Source organism: Vreelandella salicampi, assembly GCF_013415105.1.
GTDB lineage: Bacteria > Pseudomonadota > Gammaproteobacteria > Pseudomonadales > Halomonadaceae > Vreelandella > Vreelandella salicampi.
The window spans coordinates 1-23,411 of record NZ_JACCDF010000024.1; the positions used below are offsets into that span (position 1 = coordinate 1).

Below are 23,411 nucleotides of genomic sequence, written 5' to 3' on the forward strand. Positions count from 1 at the left end.
CTTCCAAGCCCAGGCCGAGGGTCAAAATCTGTGTGCCGTCCATGCCATGCCTCCTGTCGTCGTGGAGGTCATATCCTGGCCCAGATCAGGGGGTGAATTCCACACCCAACGACGAAGAGCCGAAAAAATTCGCCCTTGGTTGATGAATGAGGAGCCTCCGACAACGATTGAGCGCCGTCAAAGTCCAGAAGATCGCGAAAAGCTTGATGGCCTCTACGAATGCATTCTGTGCGCTTGCTGCAGCTCGGCTTGCCCCTCTTGGTGGTGGAATCCTGAGAAATACATTGGCCCAGCGGGCCTCATCCAAGCCTACCGTTTCCTTATTGATAGCCGTGACACGGCCACCGAAGAGCGGCTCGACGACCTTGATGATCCTTTCAGTGTGTTCCGCTGTCGCCAGATCGCTAACTGTACCTGGGTTTGCCCCAAAGGACTTAATCCCATGCGCGCTATCGGGCATATCAAAGCCATGTTGCTGAAACACGGAAGCTGAAGCCAGCACGGTTCTATTAATAGTGAGGCTTGGCTTGGTTTTCACCAAGTTCAGGCCTTATTTATTAAGTAATTGAGTTCGTTGGTTGGCTGATGGGGCAATGTAAGCCGTTTGCTAATAATTAAACAGATCAACAATGAAGAAAGCCAAGGAGCCTCTGCTAGTTATATGCGCCATTTTGTGACAAAATGGAATATAAATAACCCTGCATATTCCATTTTAATATACTAGCATAAGAGAGGCTTTTATGTTGAACAAACGTTTCCTAGCTCTATTTTTCGCAAGCTCATTTACCCTCACCAGCATGGCCCAAGCACAAGACGAAAACGTATTGCGCGTTGGCATGTCTGGTGGCTACTTTCCATTTACCTTTGTCGAACAAGATGTTCTTCAAGGTTTTGAAGTTGATGTGATGGAAGCCGTAGCGAAAGAGATGGATACCGATGTCGAGTTCATTACCGCCAACTTTTCCGGGTTGTTTGGTATGCTTGAATCGGGTCGTGTCGATACCATCGCTAATCAGATCACCATTACCGAAGAGCGCCAAGAAAAATATGCTTTCACAAAGCCCTACGTTTACGATGGCGCTCAAGTGGTGGTAAAAGCAGGTAATGACGAGATTAAAGGTGTTGAAGACCTTCGCGGCAAACGCGTAGCAGTCAATTTAGGTTCCAACTACGAAGAACTGTTGCATGAATTGCCCTATGCAAATGAGATTGATATACGCACTTATGAAAGCAACATTGAACAAGATACAGCTCTAGGGCGTGTGGATGCGTTCGTAATGGATCGAGTAAGTGCTAGTCAAGTCATCCAAGAAAAACCCTTACCCTTGCAGCTGGCTGGGCAGCCATTCTCCGACATTCGTAACGCCTTGCCTTTCCGCGATACCGAGAGTGGCCGGGCCTTGCGCGACCAAGTGGGTAATGCGCTAACAACACTGAGGGAAAAAGGGATACTTACCGAGATTTCAGAGCGTTGGTTTGGCTCTGACATTACCCGCCGTTAAGGCTCTAAGCTAGCCGTATGAGTATCCTTAACGTCGATTATATGGTGGGCCTTGTGCCCATCCTCTTTCGCTATTTACCCCTTACTTTGGCAATGGCGCTTGCTGGTATGGTGCTGGCGCTTGCCTTGGCCAGTGCACTTGCCGTCATTCGAGTGCTGCGGATACCGGGGCTTAACGGTGCTACGCTACTTTTTATTTCTTTTTTCCGAGGAACGCCGCTCCTCGTACAGCTTTTCCTGTTTTATTACGGGTTGCCACAAGTATTGGCCTTTCTTACGCAAATCAATGGCGTTACCGCGACTATCATGGGATTGACGCTGCACTTTGCTGCTTACATGGCAGAGTCCATTCGTGCCGCGATAGTCGGCGTAGACCGTAGCCAAACTGAAGCAGCACTTTCCATCGGTATGACAAACGGGCAACTTATGCGGCGTATTGTGCTGCCTCAAGCAACGCGAGTGGCAGTGCCCACGCTGATGAATTACTTCATCGATATGATCAAAGCCACATCGCTAGCATTCACATTAGGTGTCACCGAACTCATGGGTGCCACGCAGAAAGAGGCGGCGGGCAGCTTTCTGTATTTTGAAGCATTTATCACTGTAGCGCTGTTCTACTGGGTGATTGTTGAAGGGTTGGCTTGGCTACAACGTCGACTTGAAACTCGATTGAATGAGGCGTATCGGCGATGATCAACGTTCGTCATCTAATCAAACGGTTTGGTGGTAGCGCTGTGCTTGACGGTATTGATTTATCCATTGAGCAGGGGGAGATTATCGTCGTCATTGGGCCATCAGGTACCGGTAAGTCGACCCTGTTGCGCTGCCTGAACTTTCTCGAAAAACCGGAAGCTGGTCACATTACAATTGGTGATTTATGTGTCGATGCCGCTCATGCTCGTCGTGATGATATTCTTGCATTGCGGCGGCGGACTGCATTCGTTTTCCAGAATTACGCTTTGTTCGCTAACAAGACAGCGCTTGAAAACATTGCCGAAGGTTTAATCGTGGTTAACCGCTGGTCCAAGAATAAGGCTCATTCACGTGCCCATGAAATTCTTGAGCGTATTGGTCTCGCTGATAAGGCAAATGCTTACCCTGCTTCGCTCTCGGGAGGGCAACAGCAACGTGTGGGTATTGGCCGTGCGATGGCCGCTCAGGCCGATGTTATCCTCTTTGATGAGCCAACCTCCTCACTTGATCCAGAGTGGGTCGAAGAAGTGCTTGCTTTGATGAAGCAATTGGCCACTGAGCGTCAGACTATGCTGGTAGTCACGCATGAGATGAGTTTTGCACAGGACGTAGCTGATCGCGTGATTTTTATGGAAGGTGGACGCATCGTCGAGCAAGGTCCGCCCTCGCAGCTTTTCCAAGCACCTAAAGATCCTCGGACACGCGATTTTTTACGCAAGGTGCTCGCCAATCAGCCTATAAATCCAATGGGCTAATTTTACTAGCAAGCGCATGAGTAAAGCCTATTTAGGCTAATTGCGATATTTGCGAACCCAAAATTTTAGATACCTTCATTTGAGAACTCGCATTTAGGGCTCATGCCATTCATGAGCCCAGCAAGGTGGAGATGATGGGTCGCAGTCAATTGCATCTTCTTCAGCCAAGGCTGACAGCACCATTTCTTTTAGTACTGGAAGGTGCGAGTGATCGGTGTTACGGCATGCGCTCAGAAGAGTCAGCACACCTTCACGCGCGTATCTCATTAATGGCAATAATGTGTCAGGGTGCTCACGTAGTTCTGTTCGATAACAGGCCTCGAAGGATGTCTCGTTAATCTGTTGTTGGTGGTATTTACGGCTTAAACTTGAAGAAGGAGCAACGTCAAGAAACCATTCGGTCAATGCAAGCGTTTCCCTTGTTCTACCCCTTGGCCATAAGCGGTCAACTAGAATGCGAGCGCCATCAAGCGCTTCCACGGTGGTGTAGACACGTTTAAGGTTGATTGTATAGTTCATGGTTGTTATTTCTTTTTGCCTTTATGAGTTTTTTCTAGCCTAGTAAATTGATTTGCGCTCATATCAGTATGATCAAAAGTCATTTGCGATTTTCTGATTACTTGTCATGCTTGATCTCCATTTGCTGGCTAATGAGTAAGATGAAAGCATATTTTGGAAAAATGCGTGGCAACAGTGTTCAGCGTGATTTCGTTGGTTGGAAAGATGCCCTTTGGTCATGTCTTGGTGCTTTTATCGGCATGGCAGCTATTTGTTTATTAGGTGATGGCTGGCTATCACAAGAGTTGCTTATTGTAGGGTCTTTTGGTGCCACATCAGTGCTTATTTACGCTGCACCTGAGAGCTCTTTTGCACAACCTAGCCACGTTTTATTTGGCAGTGTTTTATCGGCAGCAGTTGGTGTGGCTTGTTTTCAATGGCTTGGCTCAAGCCCTTTGGCGATGGCCTTAGCAGTGTCATTGTCCATTTTTGTGATGCAATTAACGCATACGGTACATCCACCTGGCGCAGCAGCATCGCTGATCGCAGTAGCCGGCGGAGAGAATCTTCATCAGCTTGGTTGGTGGTATCCATTGCTTCCGATTGGCGCAGGTTGTGTGATTATGCTGCTGGTGGCAATTTTAATTAATAATCTTGCGAGACATCGCCGCTATCCACGATATTGGTGATGCATAGTTTAATATTCTGTCGTTATCAGAAACTACCTATCTAGGCTAGCATTTCTCACTTATATTATTAGCGACGAATCACGTACAAGGGCACACGTTCATAGCCGCCAGCAGGGTAGCGAGCACGCACCGCAGGTTGAATATCTAAGGGGTTGATCAATGAGGTATTCGCCAACAGCGCTTCCATAAAGTATTGAAGCTCCATTCGTGCGAGCGGTGCACCGGGGCAGACGTGAATTCCTGAACCGTAGAGTAGGTTGTCGTCGGGGTTACGATCTAGACGGAAAGTATCAGCATCTTCAAACACCGCTTCATCACGGTTAGCTGATGCCCAGAGCAGTGTCAGACGCTCGCCTTTGTTAATGTGGCGACCGCCAATTTCCACCGGGCAGGTGGTGACGCGGCGATTGGTGATCAGCGGCGCATCGAGGCGTAAAATTTCATCAATGGCGGCCGGAAGTAACTCGGGATTGTCACGCAGTTGTGCCTGAATATCCCTATGCTCGGCCAAAAAGTGCATCAGAATGCCGATGCTGGCCGAAATGGTACCTAACTCACCGACCGTCCAGTTGCGTAGAATGCTGACGATCTGTTCATCAGTGAGCGCCTGTCCTTCAACGCGCTCACGCATGATCTGCGTCGTGACGTCATCCGGTGCGTTACTTCCTGCCTCACGACGGCTTGCAAGCAAGTCACGAATCACGCCATCAAATTCCAATGCCAGTTCGCCCAAGGCTTTGCGGTCGCCTTCAAGGGTGGCGGTTTGCTGACGGTTCACCCATTCGCGTAGCGGCTGATGCAGGTTTGCTGGCCAGCCCATGAAGGCGCACTGGATTTCGAGGGCGAACGGTTGGCCGACCTCACTCATGGCTTCTACCTCGCCTTGCCGGGGTAAGCGTGCGACGATTTTTTCGGCAATGTTGCGGCAAATGGGGGAGAAAGTCGCCATTGCTTTTGTGCCAAAGTAAGGCTCAATCAGGCGACGAAAGTGCGTATGCTCCGGTGGGTCCATTGCGTTAGGCACGGAGAGGTGGCGACTAGCCGCGTTGCTAAATGTTTCATGGTCGTGCAGTACCCGCAAGATATCGTTATGGCGAAATAGCGACCATTGTAGGTAGTCACTGAATGCTACCGAGTGACGTTGACGCATGGAGTCATAAGCGGCGATTTGATCACGTTGAACGTTATCACTACGAGGATCCCAGTTTTTTGGTTTGTGGTCGGTCATGCTCGCTCCTTTGGCTTTTTCATGGCGCCGGACAAGCAAACCAAATATCACCTTATGATGTATTGATGCGTGTCACAAAATATAAGAATACCTATGGCTGACAGCAGTAAGATATTCAATACGCTAACTGGAGACGGTGGCGAGCGTTAATACGCATCACATACCCAATTTTGATCAACGTTGGGCCAATTATGACTAACACATGCGCAGACACTTGAGATAGTAAACCGAGATAGCTATCCAATACATAGCCTCCCAGCACACCGGAAGCTAGAAGGAGAAGCCCCGCCATCATAGTCATGTTACCAAGTTGGTGTGTACGGCAAGCGTCAGAGAATAATGTCATCATAGGACTACCTTAAGATTCATTTGAATTGCATCTTTAAGTGTAGTGCTAGGATTGTCGTGGTCAAGGATCATTTTTCCCAGGATGGAAACGATATTTCTTCTTGCAGGTGTCGTAGCTCGGGCTGGTGTGCCTTAGCGATTCGCTCTACCCTTCGAGCTCCCTCTGCCAATAAATGGATTTCAATCTGGCGGCGGTCTTCGCGCCCCTGGCGTCGCTCTACCAGTCTCATTTGCTCGCATCGATCAATGAGCGCCACCGTACCGTGATGCTTCGCCTGTAGCCTTTCCGCTAACTCCCCGACAGTAGCCCACTTACGTCCTTCGAAGCCTCGTAAATGTAGTAATAACTGATACTGCAACGACGTAAGCTCGTGGCGACGACAAATATCCTCGCTGTGGCGCAAAAAACAGCGTAGTTGATAGCGAAACTGAGAAAGTTGCTGGAAATCTTGCTTATGTAAGGATGTGGTTTGCATTTTCGTCCCTCCAATAAAGTTGTTCATATAATGCGGTTGGCTTGTAAATCGCTGCCAGAACGTTTCAATATAAAATATCATGCTATGATGTTTTATATTGAAAGCTGGTAGGAGAGACCGCCATAAAAGCCCTAAATATAGCATTAATGTTATTCATTCAACGGTTCGATTGACATGAAGTACAAATATATTACTTTGTAATTGTTTGATTTCATTGTTTTTAGGAGGTGTTTGAGTTGCAATTCATGCGTGCCAGCTTTTTGAGTGTATTCACGCAGATTTTGCCGTAACGCTATTTATCGAGTCTTTCCTGCACCGCCCATACGGCAGCTTCTACCCGTGAGCGCAGTCGGAGCTTTTTGAGCAGATGCTTCACGTGAACTTTGACGGTTCCCTCGGCTATATTGAGTTTGCGGGCGATCAGCTTATTAGACATGCCGGCAGCGAGTTCGCGGAGAATTTCTTTTTCGCGATAGGTGAGGGATTCAACCGATGGCATGGCGGGGGCAGAGCGCTGATTGTGCAGAGCTTCGGCAAGCCGAGCGGTTAAGTTTTCACTGATGACCATGCGTCCTTTGGCTGCCTTACGCATCTGATGGACCATATCTTCTGGTTCCATGTCTTTCAGCAAATAGCCATCTGCACCATTTTGCAGCGCATCTACTACGTCATCCTCTTGGTCTGACACGGTATACATAATGATCCGCCCGGCATAACCCGTTTCGCGCAACTGTCTAAGCGCTTCCAGTCCATTCATATCCGGCATACTAAGATCCAGCAGAAGCATATCGGGATCTAATGCTATCGCTTGCTCAATGCCTTCTTGGGGAGAACCGGTATCGAAAATCAGCGTCAGGTCATCTTCAATCTCTAGCAGTTGGCGAACACCGCGGCGCAAAAGCGGATGGTCGTCAATGATCATGATGGTTGCAGAGTGATCGTGAGTGGTGCGTGCCATGTTCAGAAGTCCCCTTCTTCAATGAGTCGGTCAGTCTGTGGAATAAAGCAAACATAAACCCCGGTGCCGCCTTCGGAGCGATTTTTAAAGTTAAGCGTGGCATCAATGTTGTACGCACGGTCACGCATAATAATAAGACCATAGTGCATCGGCGGTGACTTATCATCGGTTAAGCCAATGCCGTCATCCTCAATGGCAAGGTGCAGTTCTGCCCGCTGAAAGGTGAGGCTAACTTTCGCCCAGTGCGCACGCGCGTGTTTGAGCGTATTGGTTAAGGCTTCGCGCACGATTTGCAAGAGATGGACTTCTTCGTTAGCGCTGAGTATATGTGGCGGTACCTGATAGGTTAGCTCCACGGGAAAGCCCAGGTGCGCACTAAACTCGTCCACGGTTTGCTGTAGAGCGGGTTGTAGCCCAGGTTTATCCAGGGAGAGCCGAAAAGTGCTTAGCAATTCTCGCAACTGACGATAGGCGCTGTTAAGGCCTTCGCGTAAGTCATGTATGACACCTTGTTGCTGTTCTATGGGTAGTTGCTTTATTTGCATCCGTTCAAGCCGCGCGACCTGCATTTTTAAGTAAGAGAGCGACTGTGCCAGCGAGTCGTGTAGCTCACGGGCTATAATGGTGCGTTCTTTGATCAAGGACAGTTGTTGTTGCTCTGCGATGCGGTGCTGTAAATGGATAGCGGTGGCCAAGTGGTCAACTAGTGTATTCAGCATTTGGCGGGTTGATGGGCTGAGTGGCGTGGCATAGTTGATACTTAAGTGACCCAATACTGAATGACCAATGGCGACAGGTAGTACAAGCGTTTCCCCGACGGTGTCCGCATGGGGGGCTTCATCGCCGTAAAACTCAAGGGGCTTTTGCGGGGCTTCCAGACAGGAAAAGCAATCCAAATCGCGGCAGTAACGCGGACGCTCGGATGAATGGGTCGCTATGATTTCCATCTCATTGCCGTCGTGTTCATTATTCAGCGATAACACCATAGGCCCGATATCGAGCAGTTTTTCGAGCTCGTGGAACATCGGCGCCGCACTGGCACACAGGTCGTTGCCTCCGCCGTAAAGTGTGCGGCTACCGTTATGAATAATGTGAAGAGCGCGGTTTTGACGCTTAAGTTCATCTTGCTTGTGTGACACCCGCGCCTCAAGTTCGTGGTAACTCCTACCAAGTTCAGCTGCCATTTTGTCAAATGTACGGCCTAGCTGCCCTAATTCGTCCTGGCTCATGAAGTGCGAGCGGTAGTGAAAATTGCGATGCGCCGCTTCTCGGCTGAGTATCATCAGTTGGCGTAGCGGTGTGACAAGGTTGTGCCGAATGTCATAGAGAGCGATCAGTAGAAGCAGACTTATTAAGGCTAAAAAGAGTATCTGCACAGTGCTAAGTAGGCGGATCTTGGCTTCGGTACTGCTCTCCAAGCTGTAAACAAACTGATCGATATCATGGATAAAGCTATTCAGCGCTGCTTTCGTGCGGGTGACTTCATTCTCGTCACCGTTAAGGGCGTCGTCTAACTTGAGAGCCAGCATCTGCTGCCATTGCGACTTTAGCGCATTGAGTTGCTCAAGAATTTTTTCGTTACGGGTATAGGGGAGCCCTTGCTCTAAAGCTGGGCTTTCCAATCGCGTGCTCAGTCGTTCGGCGAGCTGGTTAACCTCACGCGTTGTTTTATCCGGATCATCATCAGCCGGACGCTTCAGTGCCTCGGCAATTTGGGCTGCGTTCAGGCGTAGGGAGCCAGCGACATTGATGGCGGCAGCATCGCCTTCACTGCTCTGGGCAATCAGCATGGTGAGCCCGATATTGGTGATTGCCATGCCACTGATCGCCAGCAAAAAAGTGACGATATGGGCAACAAGGGAGTGGCGTAAAGTTTTCATGTAGCACCCGGCCAGGTGAGGGAGAGAAATTAATATCCGTCTAGTTAACTCTTATCTAGCCTAAGTGTTTATGCCATAAATATGTATTTAATGTATTACTTCTGAGGGGGTATAAAAAGGCGGAAACCCTACCTCTTTTGCCCTTTTGACCAACTGTGCTTCTCTTTCGACAATAATGGTAAGCCAATTTTCTAGGTAGAGCCGCGATGCCATCACCCGATTTGCAGCTTTCGCCAGTAGAAAGCGGAGAGGACGGCTATCATGCTTTGGTCAGTCTGCTGCTGGTGCCGCTTGGTTGTGCTGCGGTAGTCGCAGGCTGGGTGTTGTATGCCATGCTGGCGTTGGCTTCGCCTGGAGGAGATTATCCCGAGGCGCTGCCCTCTATGACGTTCGCACTTCCCGTGGTCATAGGGGTAATGATGGCGTGGACAGTGCATTGGTTGAGCAAGCGGCTACGCTCTTGGGTGACCATACAGATATTGTTGGCGTTACAGGGAGGAGGTTTGATCTGGCTAGGCGCAGCAGAGCAAGCGTGGGAGTTTGTTTTAGTGGCTGTAGGGCTTGGCGTTTCGGGCGGTGTGATTAGCGCGGGCGTGGTTCATGTTCGTAGCTGGGCACCGCAGTGCAGGGGCGGGGTCTTGGTGGGGTTACACGGTGCTATTCTCGTGGGTGGGGGGCTTTCATGGCTTTTGGTACCGATGGTTACTCAGGCCTACGGTTGGCGTATTGCCGCATGGAGTCTGATCCTGCCCGTTGTTATCGTGATGCTGTTGCTGTGGCTATTTGTTGAACCGACAAAAAATGATGCGGCTAATTGCTAACCGACGTAGTGGATATGCGCATTAGACGTGAAATCTGAGAAGTATGGCCCTCCCGTAAATCTGCCAACGTATAAGTATCCAATACAGCCAGAAATACGCTTACCCACACCCATCAGAGTGTTCCCTCTATTGAGGCCAGTACCTGAGTGAATTCGTAGGGGTTGGGAGATAGCAATAAAGATGCACTAAAGATGCATGATTTAAATCAAACGCAACCAGTTTTAACGGCTCCTATCTTCAGGTGTTAGTACGCTCTCAACGGCTATGGCAAAGACCGTCGCAAATATTATCCCCTAAGAGGTAGCGAGGGGTTATATGGAGGTAACCGGGCAGAAATCGGGCGTTTAATCACCCAGAATCAATTTCCAAGGTGCCAGTATTTTAGGCGATTGTTTTCCTTCGAAAAGCCAGGAGATTGACCATGAGTTATTTCATTGACCGGCTAAAATTTTTCCGCACAGTGTGTGACCCCTTTGCTAATTTTGACCGATCAAGTTCCGAACAGGCATCCCGGCGCGGTCTTCATCACTATTTGCTGGTGCTTGACGACTAGAGTGGCGGAGCTTTGAAGCAGTGACTTCGCAGATAAAGGATACGCTGATGAAGATGGCACAACCGACGAGTTCCTCACTTAAATTGCTCTGCCAACCGTACCAGCTTAACGAGCTGCTAGGTGGCGTCCCGTGGTTAAGTGATCTGACCGAGGCAGCACGAACTGAACTGCTAGCGCAAAGCAGCGTGACGTGTGTCGAAGATCGTGAATGGCTCTTTCACCAAGATGCACCTGCTGAATGGCTCTATATTGTGATTACGGGCATGGTGCGCTTAGTAAGAACAGCGCGGGACGGCAGTCAAGCTACCATACGTCATGTCGAGCGCGGCGAAACGCTCGGTGAGCTGAGTATGGTCTCTAACCTCGGCAACTACCTTTACTCTGCTGAAGCGAAACGAAAGACACACGTGATTGCGCTCCCCGCTGCCGTGTGCCGCCAAGTGCTTGACGTGCACCCCGCCTGCCGCGCTGAATTTATGAGCCGGTTGGCGTTGGAGCTTACTGATCGTTTGGAGGATTTAACACTTGTTACTCAATGCGATGCCATGGCGCGGTTAGTGAGTTATCTTCTGCGCCAAATGCCTCGTGGACAAGTGCGAACGCCGTACACCCTGCGCCTTTCGTTACCCAAAAGATGGCTGGCAGACCAGCTAGCGATGAAGCCAGAAACACTGTCAAGGATGCTAGCTAAGCTCCGTGACCAGCAGGTGATTGAAACGAGTCGACAACGTTTGACGGTACTTGATGAGCCTGGATTGCGCCGTTTACTCGCTGCTAGCGAGTAAACTAATGCGACGTTACTCACTCTCTACCCTCGTGTTGTAGCCATGCTGACAACCCTAGACGAATAGATTCAAGAAGCACGCCTTAAAGCTGTGCTTCAGTGTTTGCTGTTTGTGCTCAACCGCGGAAAGGTAGCGGGCCAGTATCCTGAAAATGGCTGCTTTAACCTAGGTCGCCAGTATGTTCGTTGCGGATTAATGTTCTCTAAATTACCTGCGTTGATCACGAGATATTAGTGAGCGACACCAGTTATGGCGACGATTATTGACCATCTGATAGTGCATACATAAACAAGAGCAGTGTTTTGCTCTTGAGTTAAATAAATTTCCCTTTGTACTCCACTGCTCGCCTTGCGGGTGGTGAGGAAGGAGTTATCTTATGGCTCACGCCAACACGCCCTTTATCCCGCTAGGCATTGCTTTGTTAACCGTCTCTGATACCCGCAGCTTCAACGAGGACGACAGTGGCGACCTACTGGCTAGTCGCCTCACCAAGGTCGGTCATGAATTGGTCGAGCAGTGTATCGTGCCAGACGATGTCTATCGGATTCGCGCAGAGGTTTCGGCGTGGGTGGTGCGAGATGATATTCATGTGGTGATAGTTAACGGTGGCACTGGCTTCACGCCTCGTGACACTACACCCGAAGCGTTGGCGCCATTGTTCGATAAGGTCATCGATGGCTATGGTGAGCTATTTCGGCAACTATCGTGGTCAAGTATTGGCACCTCCACTATTCAATCTCGTGCTGTGGCTGGGCTAATCGATCGCACGCTGGTCTTTGCCATGCCAGGCTCCCCTAAGGCATGTGCTACCGCTTGGGATGGCATCCTATCGGCTCAGCTTGATGCTAGCACCAGGCCCTGCAATTTCGTGGCGATGGTGCTTCCGGATGCTGAGCGCTGTGCTAGCCGTTTCCCGGCAGACAATCCTAACGTTTCTGAGGTTGAGGCATGAGTGGCTGTGCTGACATTACATCCTTAGCACTCCTCGACCTCTTCGATGCTCGTAGGAGAATGATAGCTGCAGCACGCCCTATTTGCGGCAACGAAAAGATAGCGCTGAGTCAAGCTGCAGGCAGGGTATTGGTTGATAAAGTACTCGCCCCCCTTGATATACCAGGTATCGATAACAGTGCCATGGATGGCTATGCCTTGCGTCTGAATGAGGTTTGTGAGGATGGCTTACCGGTGAAGTTGCGCGTCCCTGCAGGGGCAGAGGTTTTGTGCCTGCCAGCAATGGGGTGCGCCAGAATCTTCACAGGGGCACCGGTTCCGATTGGAGCCGATGCTGTAATACCACAGGAACGAGTCCATCTAGATGACGATGAGCGTGTACACATTGACGATGAGTTCGCCAAAGGCGTTAACATTCGTCGTCGTGGAGAGGATACCTGTGAAGGCGATATACTGTTATCAGCTGGAACACGCCTAAATGCGGCAGCCATCGCTTTGCTGGCAAGTCACGGAATTGGTGAAATTGACGTTTTGCGACGACTGAAGGTAGCGCTGGTTTCTACAGGTAACGAGCTGATCGAGCCGGGCACGAGTCGTGCGCCGGGCCAAGTTTATGACAGTAACCGTGCCATGTTGAAAGCACTATTGATGCAGTCTTCCTGTGACGTGCTCGATTTGGGGGTAACCGCTGATAATGCGACTGAACTCCAAAAGACCTTTAGTCAGGCTCGTGATGAAGCTGATTTGGTCGTATGTACTGGGGGCATTTCGGTGGGTGAAGAAGATCATGTCCGTCCAGTGTTGGAGAGGTTTGGCGGTGTTTCCTTCTATGGCGTTGCCATCAAACCCGGTAAGCCATTCACCTTAGGCTACCTGGGTGATTCTCTTGAAACCGGTATTCCGTTTGTTGGCTTGCCAGGTAATCCGGTAGCTTCGCTGGTAGGCTGGCAGTTGCTGGCTTTGCCCTTGGTGCACGGTTGCCAGGGACGTATCCCGGCCGAGTTACAACAATTTCCTGTCACGGCCGGCTTTTCCAGGCAAGGCCCTCGGGGGCGACGTGAATTACTGCGAGTGGTGCTCGACTGGTATTCCGGGGCGCCTATCGCCCATCTAGCGGGTGGACAGGGTTCACACATGCTCAGTGCCGCGAGTCAGTCTGAAGGATACTTGGTGATCGAAGCCAACCAGGATGTGGAAGAAGGCCACGTTCATTTATATTGCCCCATCGCTCAGTTTCTTGATTAAGCTTAGGCGGCCAACGGCTTCTCTGAGGGTAATCACTAGAAAGTCGCCAGGTGGTGTTTCTGCTGCATCGAAGATTGGACTAGTGTCCAACTTTCAGCGTGCAATTCAATCTCTGGTGCTTATCTAAATATGTAAGCAGCTTGCTGGCTTCCACGCTTAGTTCTTTAGCAGTATGGACAGTTGGCTGATCTGTTTCAATTGCTGGTTTGAAGGCACGTTCTTTAAAATCAGTCGTATAGGAATTGGTATTTTTTTGACTCATGGCACACACCTCAATGGACAGGGAACCTTACCTGTGTCTGTGTGACTGGGAAACTATAGCCACTTCAGAATAGCGGGGCTTCTGCGGCAGGACTATCTGCATAAAACTGCATGAGGTGGCTCGTTAAAAGGATGTAACGCCAGGGAAACGGTCAGACACGTACTGGCTGTGGCATTGAATGCAGTTGCCTGTCATTTTGCTGAACAGTTTATGCTGTTTTTTCGTGTCTTGATCCCTACCGGCTTCTGCCAGAGATGCAGCAAGCTGATGGAATTCTTTGTCCAGCTTGATAAACCCTTTTGGGACAGCCGACATCAGGTCTTTGCGATCCTGTTCGGTCAGTTCCTGTTGCAGGATGAAGCTGTCATGAATCTGTTGGGCATTTTCAGCAACACTCTCATGTTGCCCCATGACCATGGCGGAATGAATAGAGGCCATGCCGCCCTGTACCGCCCTCATCTCCTTCTGAAGCAGCTGGCTCAGTTTGTCCGTGAGTTTCGGGGTGACAGGTTCCGCCGCCAGTGAACTGGTTGAAACTGCCAGGCCCAACAGTACGGTTGCCAGGAATTTTCCGGTTCTAGCTGTCATGTTTAATGATTCCTTTTGTTTGCAGGTTTTAAATACCATAGCAGTGGTGCTACTGCCTGTCAGGGTCGGGCGCTCTCGCCCAACCCAGATCTTCAAGAATCGCGTAGAGCGCCGGCAATGCCACCAGTATCACAACGGTGGATACCAGCAGGCCGAATACCACCGAGATCACCAGTGGAATGACTGCCATGGCCTGGGTGCTGGTTTCAGCCAGCAGCGGCAACAGGCCAGCCACGGTGGTGCTGGTGGTGATCAGGATGGCGCGGAAGCGGGCGCGGCTGGCGGAACCGGCGGCTTCCCGGGCACTCATGCCCTGAGTCTGGTAGGCCTTGATGAACTGCACCAGCAGAATCGCGTTGTTCACCACGATACCTGCCAGTGAGGCGGCACCGATCAGCGAGGGCATGGACAGGTTGTAGCCCATGATCAGGTGTCCCCACACGGCTCCCATAAAGGCCACCGGGATCGCCAGCATAACGATGATGGGCTCAAGGTAGCTGCGGAACTGGAACGACAGGATCAGGAAGATCCCCAGCAACCCGATCAACAGCCCCCGGGCGATGGACTGGCCGGTTTCCCGGGAGCGGGCGGTCTGGCCTTCCACCTGCAGGCTGATCTCTGGCCATTGCTCACGAAGCTGCGGAAACGTCCGGTTCTGCAAGTCAGTCACGATGGCATCGGCGTTGGTTTTTCGGCCGTTCACATCGGCCGATACGGTGACGGTGCGCAGGCCGTCAATACGGGTGACCTGCGACCATTGCCGATCCTCGGTGATGGTGGCCACTTCGCGCAACGGAACCATCTGGCCCTTGCCTGTGGTGATTACGGTATCTTCCAGGAACTGGCGGGTGTTGCGTTCGGCGCTGGTCTGGCGCACCAGGATTTCAATGTGCTGGTCACCAAGCTGTACCGTATCCACGATATCTCCCAGCAGGCCGGTGCGGATCTGGCTGGCGACTTCGGCGGCATTCAGGCCAAGGGACAGGGCGCTGTCTTTCAGCGTCAGAATCCGTTGGGGCTTGCCGGGGCGGAGATCATCCAGGACGTTGAACGTGCCGTTGTAGCTAGCAACTTCCTTGCTCAGATAACGGGCTGCGGCTTTTAGCTCGTCCAGATCGGTGCCCTGCAGGCGGACTTCGATGGGAATGCCCGCCGGCCCGAAACCGGGTTCCTGGATGTTCAGGGCGATCAGCCCCGGGATTTCGCCGATTTCCTGGTACCAGCGGTCGGTGAGGGTCGCCAGGTCCACGGTGCGTTGCTCTGTGGTCAGCAAATCGGCCATCACGGTTGCCACATGGGCACCTTTCTCGCCCGCCCCGGTGTGCTGATTGAAGCGGGTCTGAATGTTCTGTACCAGAGCCTGCTGGTCAGGCTGTTCCGGAGTGTATTCTTCATTGAGGCTGTGCATTGCCGAAGTGATGCGGTCGGTAATCGCCTGCGTCTGGTGCAGGGGCGTACCCTGGGGCATCAGTACCCGGGCTTCCAGGACATCGCCCTCAATCTCCGGCATGGCTTCCATACGCACCTGGCCGCCGGCCATCAGCCCGGCTGAGCCAAGGATAATCAGCAGCATGGCCGCCAATACGCCATAGCGGAAACGGATAGCTCTGTCCGCTAGTTGCCCGACTTTTTCACGAACCGTTTCAAAGCCGTTGTCGAACGTGGTGCGGAAGCGGGAAGGTGGTTTCTCGCGCTTCTTTCCCAGACCACTTTTGAGGTGGTGGGGCAGTATCCAGAACGCTTCGATCAGTGAGGCCGCCAGAGCGGCAATCAGAACCACCGGCAGAACCTCCAGCACCGCTCCCAATTCGCCTGAAAGAAACGCCAGCGGGATGAATACGGAAACCGTGGTGAGAAACGACGACAGCACCCCGGGCAGAATTTGCTGTGTGCCTTTTACCGCCGCTTCCAGTGGGCTGCAGCCCTTGGTTGAACGTTTGGCGATGTTGTCGGTGATCACCACGGAGTCGTCCATGACGATACCGATGGCCATGAGCAGAGCCACCAGGGTGATCATGTTCAGGGACAACCCGGTGAGGGCCATCATCACAAACGCGCCGGCAAAGGCGGAGGGCAGACCGAACAGGGCCCAGAACGCAAGGCGGGGGCGAAAGAACAGGGCCATCACCAGGCCCACCAGCAGCAAGCCGGTGATGCCGTTGCCCACCAGCATCTGCAAGCGGTCCCGGACGATGGACGTCATGTCCTGGGTAATCTCCAGTTCCACGGTGCCACCACGGCGGGCCTTTTCCTCATTAACAAAGGCCTGTAGCGAATCCATTACCCGCAGGGCATCGTCGTGCCTGTTCTTGTGGATCTCCAGCACAATCGCCCGCTGGCCGTTAAATTCCACCCGTTCCTCTTCCCGTTCATGGGCTTCGGTAATGGTGGCGAGGTCGCCCAGGGTGAGCACGGCACCGGCTTCACCGCCAATAATGGGGATATCGGCCAGGGCGTGCAGTGAGCGGCGTTCATCCACAAACCGCAACTGGATATCCTGGCTGTCGGTTTCAATGTTGCCCAGGGGCATGTCCAGGTTCTGGCTGCTGATGGCACGGGCGATGTCGCGCACACCCAAGCCGTACTGGCGCAGCAGGTCCCGGGAGACTTCCACGTGCCACTGGCGCTGGGACAGGCCAACGGGGATGACATCGGCCACGCCCTCCATGGCGAATAAACGGTCTTCCAGCTGGTTGGTATAAGCCTCAAGGTGGGAAAAGCTCATGGGCCCGTATATTGCGATGGCCGCCACCAGACTGGTCCGGTACAGCTCGCGGATAACCGGCTCTTCCGCTTCTTCAGGGAGATCGGTCAGGGCTTCGATTTCGGTGCGGATATCATCCAGAAACCGGCCCATATCGCCCTGTGGTGCCATGCTGGCAATGGTCTGCGCCTGGTTGTCCCGGGCAGTGCAGGAGATTTCCTCCATGTAGTCCACCCGCTGCAGCGCTTCACCCAGGCGCTGGCAGATGGCCTCTTCCACATCTACTGCGGTGGCGCCCCGGTATTCCATGGTGATGCTGACTTCCGGTGGCAGGTAGTCGGGAAAGGTTTCACGGGTCAGGTTGGGCGCTGCAAACAGACCCATAGCCAGAATCAGAATCAGCAGCAGGTTGCCCGCAGTAGGGTGGCCGGCAAACCAGCGGATCATGGCTGGTCTCCTGCGGCCCTTTTCTCCAGCCACACACGGGTTCGCTCATCAGCCCGGGGGCTCAGTAGCGTGCCTTCTATGGCGGGAACCAGATCGTCCAGAATCAGCCGGTCGCCAGGTTCCAGCCCGTCGCTGACCACCGCAAGCTCACCCTGCTGCCAGGCCTGGGTGACGGGCTGGCGTTGCAGGCGGTCATCACCATCGACCAGGTACACCTCGCTCTGGTGAATGGCGCTGGCCGGCACCACCAGCACCGGATCGGGTGTCGGTGCTGCGATAGTCGCCTGTACAAACATGTTTCGCACCAGCGGTGGCCGGGCTGGCGGACTCGCGTCGCGATATGGCTCCTCCACCGTAATGACTGCCTGCACAGTGCGTGTGGCCGGGTCGAGGCTGCCAGTAACCCGGGTCAGCTTGCCGGACCATTGGCTGTCGAGTGCGCCGGTCGGGTGTACCCGCACGGTCAGCGAATCCAGCGGCAGTTGCTGGTGGAAGTCGGCAAAGCCCTGGTGTGCTTTGTTGTTGTCGGTTTTTTGGTCTGTAGCGCCCGGTAACTGTGATACGACGCGTCTGAGTGCGGATATTTGCAGCTGAACCGTGGCTTCCGCCGCAGTAATGTCATCGGCTACAAACAGGGTCTGATTGGGGCTCACCTGTTGCCCGGTTTCGATTTCGGACTGGTGAACCCGCATATCCCAGGGGGCTTCGAACCGGGTATCTTCAAGGTCTTTCCGGGCATTGGCCAGTGCGGATTCACTGCGGGCCAAGCGGGCGTTCAGGGTATCTTTGCGCACAGGGATCAGATTGAGCTGGTTTTTCAGGGACTGCACCGCCTGTTGTTGCTGCAGGGTGGCCCGCTGTTGTTCATCAAACCGGGTTTCCGACAGGGCACCACGGTCTACCAGGGTTTTTGCCCGCTCCAGCTCCCGCTGGGCAAGGGCCAGCCGGCGGTTTTCCAGTTCCTGCAGTTCCCGGGTGTTCTGTTCTTCCTGATCCAGTTGCCGCCGCTCTGCCTCCAGGCCGACAATGTCGGCCCTGGCGGAAGCCTCTGCCAGTTCGTAGCGTGTCGGGTCGATTTGCAGCAGGCGGGTACCTTCGGAAATCAGACTGCCGCTTTCCAGATCCGGATGCTTCCAGGTGATGCGGCCGCCCACATTGGCCACGGCCTGCCAACTCCGGGCCGGTAACACCTGGCCATAACCGCGGGCTTCGGTGCGGACGGTGAGGGGAGCGACTTCAAGGATTCTGGCCGTTGTCGCTGCCATCTGTTCAGCCTCGCGCTCCGGAGGCTGCTTCAGTTTTACCATCATCACCACAAAGGCGATGCCTGCAATCAGCGTCAGGGCGAGGATAATTTTATGCTTGCGGTGCATCGGGAATCTCCTGAAAGCTGGCGCTGAAAAGTCTGAAAATGCGGGGCGCGGTCTGTTCAAGGCTGCGAATATCACCGCCTATCATGCCTTGAACTACTAACCCCTGAATGGCCCCGAGATAGAGCACGGCCGCCGCCTCGGTGTCGATGGTGGGGGTAATGCGTTGCTTCTCGATACCAAGGTTCAGCAGAGCAATGACTTTCTGGCGGTAGTTAGCGAGGGTCTCGCGAACAATCCGTTTGGCCGCACTGTTGCCCGGTTTCTGGAGTTCTCCCAGCATCAGTCGCGGAATGCCCGGATGGCGGGCAATAAAGCCGATATGGGCCAGAAACATGGCCTCCAATGCCTGGTCTGCGTGCTCATATTGATCCGCAACACTGAAAACCCGCTGTGTGAGCTGTTCGGCGACCCAACCCGCCACTGACTCCCATAGGCTGTTTTTGTTGGGGAAATGTTTGAACAGGGCACCCTGAGATAATCCGACTTCGTCGGCAATGCGGGCGGTCGTAAGGTTGGAAGGGTCTTGCTCCGCACACAAATGCACCACAGCCTCAATGGTGGCGGACTGGCGCTGTTCGGTGCTTTGATAAGTGCGCTTGGCAGGAGGCTGCTTGTCTGACATGAGTCACCAAAAGAAAGTGATTAATTACTTTATTTTTGATGGTAAGCCATCAAAAGGCAAGTTTGCTAAGGTAAATCAGCATTCCCGCCTTCGAAGACAAGGTTCTGCAACGTGCCGCGGTGGCTTTGCTGAAACCGTTTTTATGAGCATGACTTCATTTCTGCAGCAACGAGTGCAGGGCGGTGTGGTTCTCCGCCTCCTCGATAAGTGGCTCAAGGACGAGGTATTGGAGGCAGGGCAGTGATAGAAGGGCGAGATAGGCAGCCCAAAAGGGCGGGGTGGGGTGATCTTCACGTTGTTGGGCGAATTTTAAACTCAGTAACGGCTTTGGTGTGAAAGGCGATACCCGGATGCTAATGCCGATCGCGAGTGCCATTAGCTCTTTGTGTTTGTGAGACAGGGCGCCTTCTTGGTTGGCCCCCTTTGCCATCTGGGAAAAACCTTTGGTGACGTCTGGTATATTTTTACCAATGTCCTGCATAAGTGCAGAGAGATCTTGCGTCGTTTTTTGCCAATTTTTATGCATCAAAGCACTCATCATTTTCATGAAAGATGAGTTGGGAAAGACAGAATAAATTATTATATCGTAATAGCTAAATAGAGTGTACGTGATGCGTGTTGTTCTTTAGGTATGTTCTTGGAGTCGGGCAAGGAGTTAGGGGTATCGCTCTAAGGCGGCCTAATGAACCGCTGTTCGTACTTCGTTATTGCTGAGGTATGACGCATAAAAAAGCCGCCAAACGAAATCCGCTGGCGGCATTAGGGTGGTTTCATACCGACTACTATTGTGGCTGTAACGTTGGTCCTTCCGGTCGCCAGAAGAGATTTTGACCCAGACGGCTAAAGCCCCAACCGTTGGTGCGGCTAAACGCCCGTTGTTGGTTATCGGCCATCGCACTCTGTCCATCGGCATCACGAACATAGCGAGCTAGCGTCATCGCGGCCGGCTGGCCATACCGAGCCCCAGGTGAGGCGCATGTCCATACATGGCGCAGCATGATCGCCAGGTCAGGCGCATGCTGATCCAAATACGCCAGCCCGTAGGCGCAGGCTTCCAAAGTAAAGGCATCGTGACTGCAAAGCTTCCAGGCGGCGTTCGGTTTCCCCTTCGAGTCGTACGTATAGGTTTTGCCAATATCGTGCAATAACCCGGCGACGAAGCACGTCTCTTGCATAAGACGTGGCATGTCGGGCTCGTTAAGGCGCAGCATCGCCACGGCATTGTTGGCCACATCCAGCGAATGCTGCAGCAAGCCACCCGGATAGGCGTGGTGATACGACACGCTCGCCGGGGCGTTTAAAAAGGCCTCCATGCGATCTTGGCGTTCCAATACCCGTGTCAAAAACTCACGCAGATGCGCTGAGTGCAGCGACTGAGCTGTCGATACGAGCTGGTCAAAGGTCTCCCGCACTGGGCAGTAAACCCGGGGTAACGATTGTAGCGTTGCCAACGAGGCCATTTCGTCTTGCGTCGCTTTGCGAAATTCGTGGAGCATGAACTGGCTCGACAAGCCCTTAACGCCGGTGGCGGTCACCGTATCCAGGTGACCGATGCGCTCGGGTACCGACGTTTTATCCAAATTCAGCAGCGCCACGTGATCCCCCTCGCAATCACTTAACCGCAGTTTCAAGAAAGGCGTTTTCACATCATCAAAAAACGCCACACGTCCCGTGAGCCGGTAGGTGCCCGTGAAAGAACGGGCAAGATGGGGAGGACGGGCAGGGCGATGAATATCAAGCGGTTTCATGAGTATCCTCCTTCCGGGACGAAGCGGGGGCGGTGTTGCCAAGTAAACGCTCAAAGGCCGAGCCATCCATGCGTGTGGCATTGGGCACGTAGCGTGAATAGACCTTAAACAGCATCTCAGTGGAGCTATGCCCCAGTACCCGCGCGACCCATTCCGGGTTCTCTCCTGAGGCCAGGAAGAGCGTCGCGGCGGTATGACGGGTTTGGTAAGGGCGCCGTTTGTTCAGCCCGAGGGCTTTCAGCAGCGGGTACCATACCCGCTTGGTCACGTTGTTGTGGTCCAGTGGCTGCCCCAGCTGATTACAGAACACGTACGCGCTCTTATGTCCGGTCGCCGCGTACTGCGTTTTGAGGGCGTCATATACCTGACCGAACATGGGAATTTCACGTTGAGAACCGTCTGTTTTGGTGTACTCCGTTTCCCCGTTGATCAGCGTCTCGCGCACCAGGATTTCCCGCTTGGCAAAATCGACGTTTTTCCATTTCAGGCCGTCAATCTCGCCGGTACGCATTCCGGTAAAAAAACGCACGGTGTAATAGTTTCGATAATCTGGGCGGACGTTATCGATGATGCGCTGCACCTCTTGCAGTGAGAACGGCTCGATATGGGTTTTCTGCAGCTTTAACGGCTTGATGTTCTTGTAGGGCGTCTCGAAATCAAAACGCTCTGCCGCCTCATCCAGCACCATCCGCAAAATGGTCATGTGGCTATTGATCGTCTTGGGCGAAACCACTCCCGTGGCACTGCGTCCTTTGCGTTTGGCCAGCTTGGCCCGAAACCCCATGATGTCGGCTTTGGTGATGTCGCCCACCGGCTTTTTGCCGAAGGCGGGGATGAGCGAGCTGTCGAGGATTGAGCTGACATTGCGAACATGCGATGACCGCCATTGGATCTTGCTCTCTTCAAACCACTGCGCCGCAAAGTCGCTGAACAGGGGAGTGTCTGTCTCTAAGGCTTCGCCAGCTTTAGAAGCTAGCGACTCCTGAGAACGTTCGTTTTTTAATTTCTGCAAGTTGCTGCTGTTAGGAAAAAAATCAGCATAGACAAAGTCGCCAAGCAGCATTTTTGCTTCCATACGCTGAAGAAGGCTCTCTAACTGCTTGCGATTCTTGGCGTTGTCGTCTAGCAATGTTTGTTCTCGAAAGCGTTGGCCGTTATAGCGGAAATCGATAAACAGCTTTTTGCTTTCCTTGCGAGCGCGAACTTTACCCATGGCACATGCCTCCGTTTGCCATCGGAATTGCAAGCTCTTGCTGGCGAGCGGTTGTTTGCAGCATTTCTTCTTGAATGACTTCCCAGATGTAGAGGATTTTCCGACGCCCAAAGGGCCGGATATAGTGAGTGCCTTCAATCAGAACGCTATCTTTGAGTTGCTGACGAATCGTACGCGCATCGTATTTGATGCGGGCAGCAAGCTCTTCCGTTGTCAAAAATGTAACGTCCATGCGATTATCTCCTCTAAAGTGATCAATTGATAATTTCGTTAATCGCTCTATAGGAAATATATACGCTCATTTGATTATTTCAAGGGCTTTTTGATAATTCTTTTAATCTTTTTTTGGGGATTGGGATGATTAGGTATCACTTAAAGGAGCTAATAGCGGACAAAGAGTTTGCAGAGAGGCGAAGAATTACGATCGGGGAAATTGCCAAAGAGACGGGGATTAACCGAATGACGCTGTCTAAGATCATCAACCATCCAGGGCATAGTACGGTGACGGATAACCTAGATAAGCTCTGCTACTACTTTGACTGTGAAATTGAGCAGCTAGTAACGCATATCAAGGAAGTTAAAGCGCCAGATGACGCGGCTATACCAAAAGATTAAGCGTTGGTGAAATCAACGGAGATAAAAAATGCACGCTAGTAGCCTGAAGGTCATTAATGAATTTGGCGCTAAGCGCGACCTAAAAATTTTGGGCACAGTGTGGGCACAATTTGGGCACAGAGGGATTTGGAGCGGCAGGCAACAAAAAAGGCAGACCAGTAAGTGACTGATCTGCCTCTAGAAATATTGGTAGCGGGGACGGTTATGAGGCTGATGCTATTAGGACATATTATATGTCCTGAAATTGAATTAAATGCCTTAAAATCGTCATTGAAAAGGTTTTTTTAGGATTTGGGTTCATGGAGGTGGTGTCACTTAACGACACATGCGGGTATTTACCTGCCTCATTCATGAGAGTGTCGATTGAGCGTTTTGGAGCCGTTGGTTGCCGGCTTCAGTCTTCAACAGCCGTATCGATGGCGTGATGACACACGGATTAATGCCCAAGTGTGGCGCTT

The 23,411-nt window shown here is 52.3% G+C and carries 25 protein-coding genes; 11 read left to right on the forward strand and 14 right to left on the reverse strand.

Features of this window, described 5'->3' with window-relative positions:
- The 4 genes from HZS81_RS17505 to HZS81_RS17520 all read left to right on the forward strand — a co-directional run.
- The coding region (locus tag HZS81_RS17505) for a 4Fe-4S dicluster domain-containing protein (protein WP_179931808.1) at nt 1-493 on the forward strand (493 nt) is incomplete at its 5' end.
- Between the two features lie 304 nt (nt 494-797).
- Nucleotides 798-1,502 (forward strand): amino acid ABC transporter substrate-binding protein, encoded by a 705-nt coding sequence (locus HZS81_RS17510; RefSeq protein WP_241697556.1) that lies wholly within the window; start codon nt 798-800, stop codon nt 1,500-1,502.
- Between the two features lie 17 nt (nt 1,503-1,519).
- Complete coding sequence (locus HZS81_RS17515) at nt 1,520-2,194, forward strand: amino acid ABC transporter permease (RefSeq protein WP_179931810.1); 675 nt, start codon at nt 1,520-1,522, stop codon at nt 2,192-2,194.
- Nucleotides 2,191-2,949, forward strand: coding sequence for an amino acid ABC transporter ATP-binding protein (locus tag HZS81_RS17520; RefSeq protein WP_179931811.1), 759 nt, complete (start codon nt 2,191-2,193; stop codon nt 2,947-2,949). Before HZS81_RS17515 ends, HZS81_RS17520 begins: the two co-directional genes overlap by 4 nt.
- A gap of 93 nt (nt 2,950-3,042) precedes the next feature.
- Here HZS81_RS17520 and HZS81_RS17525 read toward each other — a convergent pair whose 3' ends face one another.
- Complete coding sequence (locus HZS81_RS17525) at nt 3,043-3,468, reverse strand: DUF488 domain-containing protein (protein WP_179931812.1); 426 nt, start codon at nt 3,466-3,468, stop codon at nt 3,043-3,045.
- 140 nt (nt 3,469-3,608) lie between these two features.
- On the opposite strand from HZS81_RS17525, the gene HZS81_RS17530 reads away from it, so the two are divergent.
- Nucleotides 3,609-4,136 (forward strand): HPP family protein, encoded by a 528-nt coding sequence (locus HZS81_RS17530; protein WP_179931813.1) that lies wholly within the window; start codon nt 3,609-3,611, stop codon nt 4,134-4,136.
- A gap of 67 nt (nt 4,137-4,203) precedes the next feature.
- Here the strand turns inward: HZS81_RS17530 and HZS81_RS17535 are convergent, their stop codons facing one another.
- From HZS81_RS17535 to HZS81_RS17550, 4 genes are all read right to left on the reverse strand, one after another.
- Nucleotides 4,204-5,364, reverse strand: a complete 1,161-nt coding sequence (locus tag HZS81_RS17535) for a cytochrome P450 (protein ID WP_179931814.1) — start codon at nt 5,362-5,364, stop codon at nt 4,204-4,206.
- A 416-nt stretch (nt 5,365-5,780) separates the two neighbouring features.
- The gene (locus HZS81_RS17540; RefSeq protein WP_179931815.1) at nt 5,781-6,188 is read right to left on the reverse strand and encodes a MarR family winged helix-turn-helix transcriptional regulator; all 408 of its coding nucleotides are present in this window, start codon (nt 6,186-6,188) and stop codon (nt 5,781-5,783) included.
- Between the two features lie 292 nt (nt 6,189-6,480).
- A complete protein-coding gene (narL, locus tag HZS81_RS17545; protein ID WP_179931816.1) occupies nt 6,481-7,146 on the reverse strand; it encodes a two-component system response regulator NarL in 666 nt (221 codons plus the stop codon).
- 2 nt (nt 7,147-7,148) lie between these two features.
- On the reverse strand, nt 7,149-9,026 hold the full coding sequence (locus HZS81_RS17550) for a histidine kinase (RefSeq protein ID WP_179931817.1): 1,878 nt from the start codon (nt 9,024-9,026) through the stop codon (nt 7,149-7,151).
- Nucleotides 9,027-9,232: 206 nt separating this feature from the next.
- Between HZS81_RS17550 and HZS81_RS17555 the strand changes: the two genes are divergently transcribed.
- From HZS81_RS17555 to HZS81_RS17570, 5 genes are all read left to right on the forward strand, one after another.
- Complete coding sequence (locus tag HZS81_RS17555) at nt 9,233-9,847, forward strand: hypothetical protein (RefSeq protein ID WP_179931818.1); 615 nt, start codon at nt 9,233-9,235, stop codon at nt 9,845-9,847.
- Nucleotides 9,848-10,268: 421 nt separating this feature from the next.
- Entirely contained in the window at nt 10,269-10,400 is a 132-nt protein-coding gene (locus HZS81_RS18200) for a hypothetical protein (RefSeq protein ID WP_277815016.1), read from the forward strand.
- A 47-nt stretch (nt 10,401-10,447) separates the two neighbouring features.
- On the forward strand, nt 10,448-11,185 hold the full coding sequence (locus tag HZS81_RS17560) for a Crp/Fnr family transcriptional regulator (protein ID WP_179931819.1): 738 nt from the start codon (nt 10,448-10,450) through the stop codon (nt 11,183-11,185).
- 376 nt (nt 11,186-11,561) lie between these two features.
- Nucleotides 11,562-12,137, forward strand: a complete 576-nt coding sequence (gene moaB, locus HZS81_RS17565; RefSeq protein ID WP_179931820.1) for a molybdenum cofactor biosynthesis protein B — start codon at nt 11,562-11,564, stop codon at nt 12,135-12,137.
- A complete protein-coding gene (locus HZS81_RS17570; protein ID WP_179931821.1) occupies nt 12,134-13,381 on the forward strand; it encodes a molybdopterin molybdotransferase MoeA in 1,248 nt (415 codons plus the stop codon). Before moaB ends, HZS81_RS17570 begins: the two co-directional genes overlap by 4 nt.
- A 79-nt stretch (nt 13,382-13,460) precedes the next feature.
- On the opposite strand, the gene HZS81_RS17575 is transcribed toward HZS81_RS17570, so the two are convergent.
- From HZS81_RS17575 to HZS81_RS17615, 9 genes are all read right to left on the reverse strand, one after another.
- Nucleotides 13,461-13,643, reverse strand: a complete 183-nt coding sequence (locus tag HZS81_RS17575) for a hypothetical protein (RefSeq protein WP_179931822.1) — start codon at nt 13,641-13,643, stop codon at nt 13,461-13,463.
- A 123-nt stretch (nt 13,644-13,766) separates the two neighbouring features.
- Nucleotides 13,767-14,231 carry a cytochrome c gene (locus tag HZS81_RS17580; RefSeq protein WP_179931823.1) on the reverse strand — a complete coding sequence of 155 codons (465 nt, stop codon included), beginning with the start codon at nt 14,229-14,231 and terminating at the stop codon, nt 13,767-13,769.
- Between the two features lie 49 nt (nt 14,232-14,280).
- Nucleotides 14,281-17,382, reverse strand: coding sequence for an efflux RND transporter permease subunit (locus HZS81_RS17585; protein WP_179931824.1), 3,102 nt, complete (start codon nt 17,380-17,382; stop codon nt 14,281-14,283).
- Nucleotides 17,379-18,755, reverse strand: coding sequence for an efflux RND transporter periplasmic adaptor subunit (locus tag HZS81_RS17590; RefSeq protein WP_179931825.1), 1,377 nt, complete (start codon nt 18,753-18,755; stop codon nt 17,379-17,381). The genes HZS81_RS17585 and HZS81_RS17590 overlap by 4 nt, the downstream gene beginning before the upstream one ends.
- On the reverse strand, nt 18,739-19,377 hold the full coding sequence (locus HZS81_RS17595) for a TetR/AcrR family transcriptional regulator (protein WP_179931826.1): 639 nt from the start codon (nt 19,375-19,377) through the stop codon (nt 18,739-18,741). The genes HZS81_RS17590 and HZS81_RS17595 overlap by 17 nt, the downstream gene beginning before the upstream one ends.
- Before the next feature lie 154 nt (nt 19,378-19,531).
- Nucleotides 19,532-19,903 carry a carboxymuconolactone decarboxylase family protein gene (locus tag HZS81_RS17600; RefSeq protein WP_179931827.1) on the reverse strand — a complete coding sequence of 124 codons (372 nt, stop codon included), beginning with the start codon at nt 19,901-19,903 and terminating at the stop codon, nt 19,532-19,534.
- A 256-nt stretch (nt 19,904-20,159) separates the two neighbouring features.
- Nucleotides 20,160-21,125: a TraI domain-containing protein gene (locus HZS81_RS17605; protein ID WP_179931828.1), complete on the reverse strand. Its 966-nt coding sequence runs from the start codon at nt 21,123-21,125 to the stop codon at nt 20,160-20,162.
- On the reverse strand, nt 21,112-22,338 hold the full coding sequence (locus HZS81_RS17610; protein WP_179931829.1) for a site-specific integrase: 1,227 nt from the start codon (nt 22,336-22,338) through the stop codon (nt 21,112-21,114). The genes HZS81_RS17605 and HZS81_RS17610 overlap by 14 nt, the downstream gene beginning before the upstream one ends.
- Entirely contained in the window at nt 22,331-22,570 is a 240-nt protein-coding gene (locus HZS81_RS17615; protein ID WP_085920081.1) for a hypothetical protein, read from the reverse strand. Before HZS81_RS17615 ends, HZS81_RS17610 begins: the two co-directional genes overlap by 8 nt.
- Before the next feature lie 125 nt (nt 22,571-22,695).
- On the opposite strand from HZS81_RS17615, the gene HZS81_RS18325 reads away from it, so the two are divergent.
- Complete coding sequence (locus HZS81_RS18325; RefSeq protein ID WP_085920082.1) at nt 22,696-22,953, forward strand: helix-turn-helix domain-containing protein; 258 nt, start codon at nt 22,696-22,698, stop codon at nt 22,951-22,953.
- The last annotated feature ends 458 nt before the right edge of the window (nt 22,954-23,411 follow it).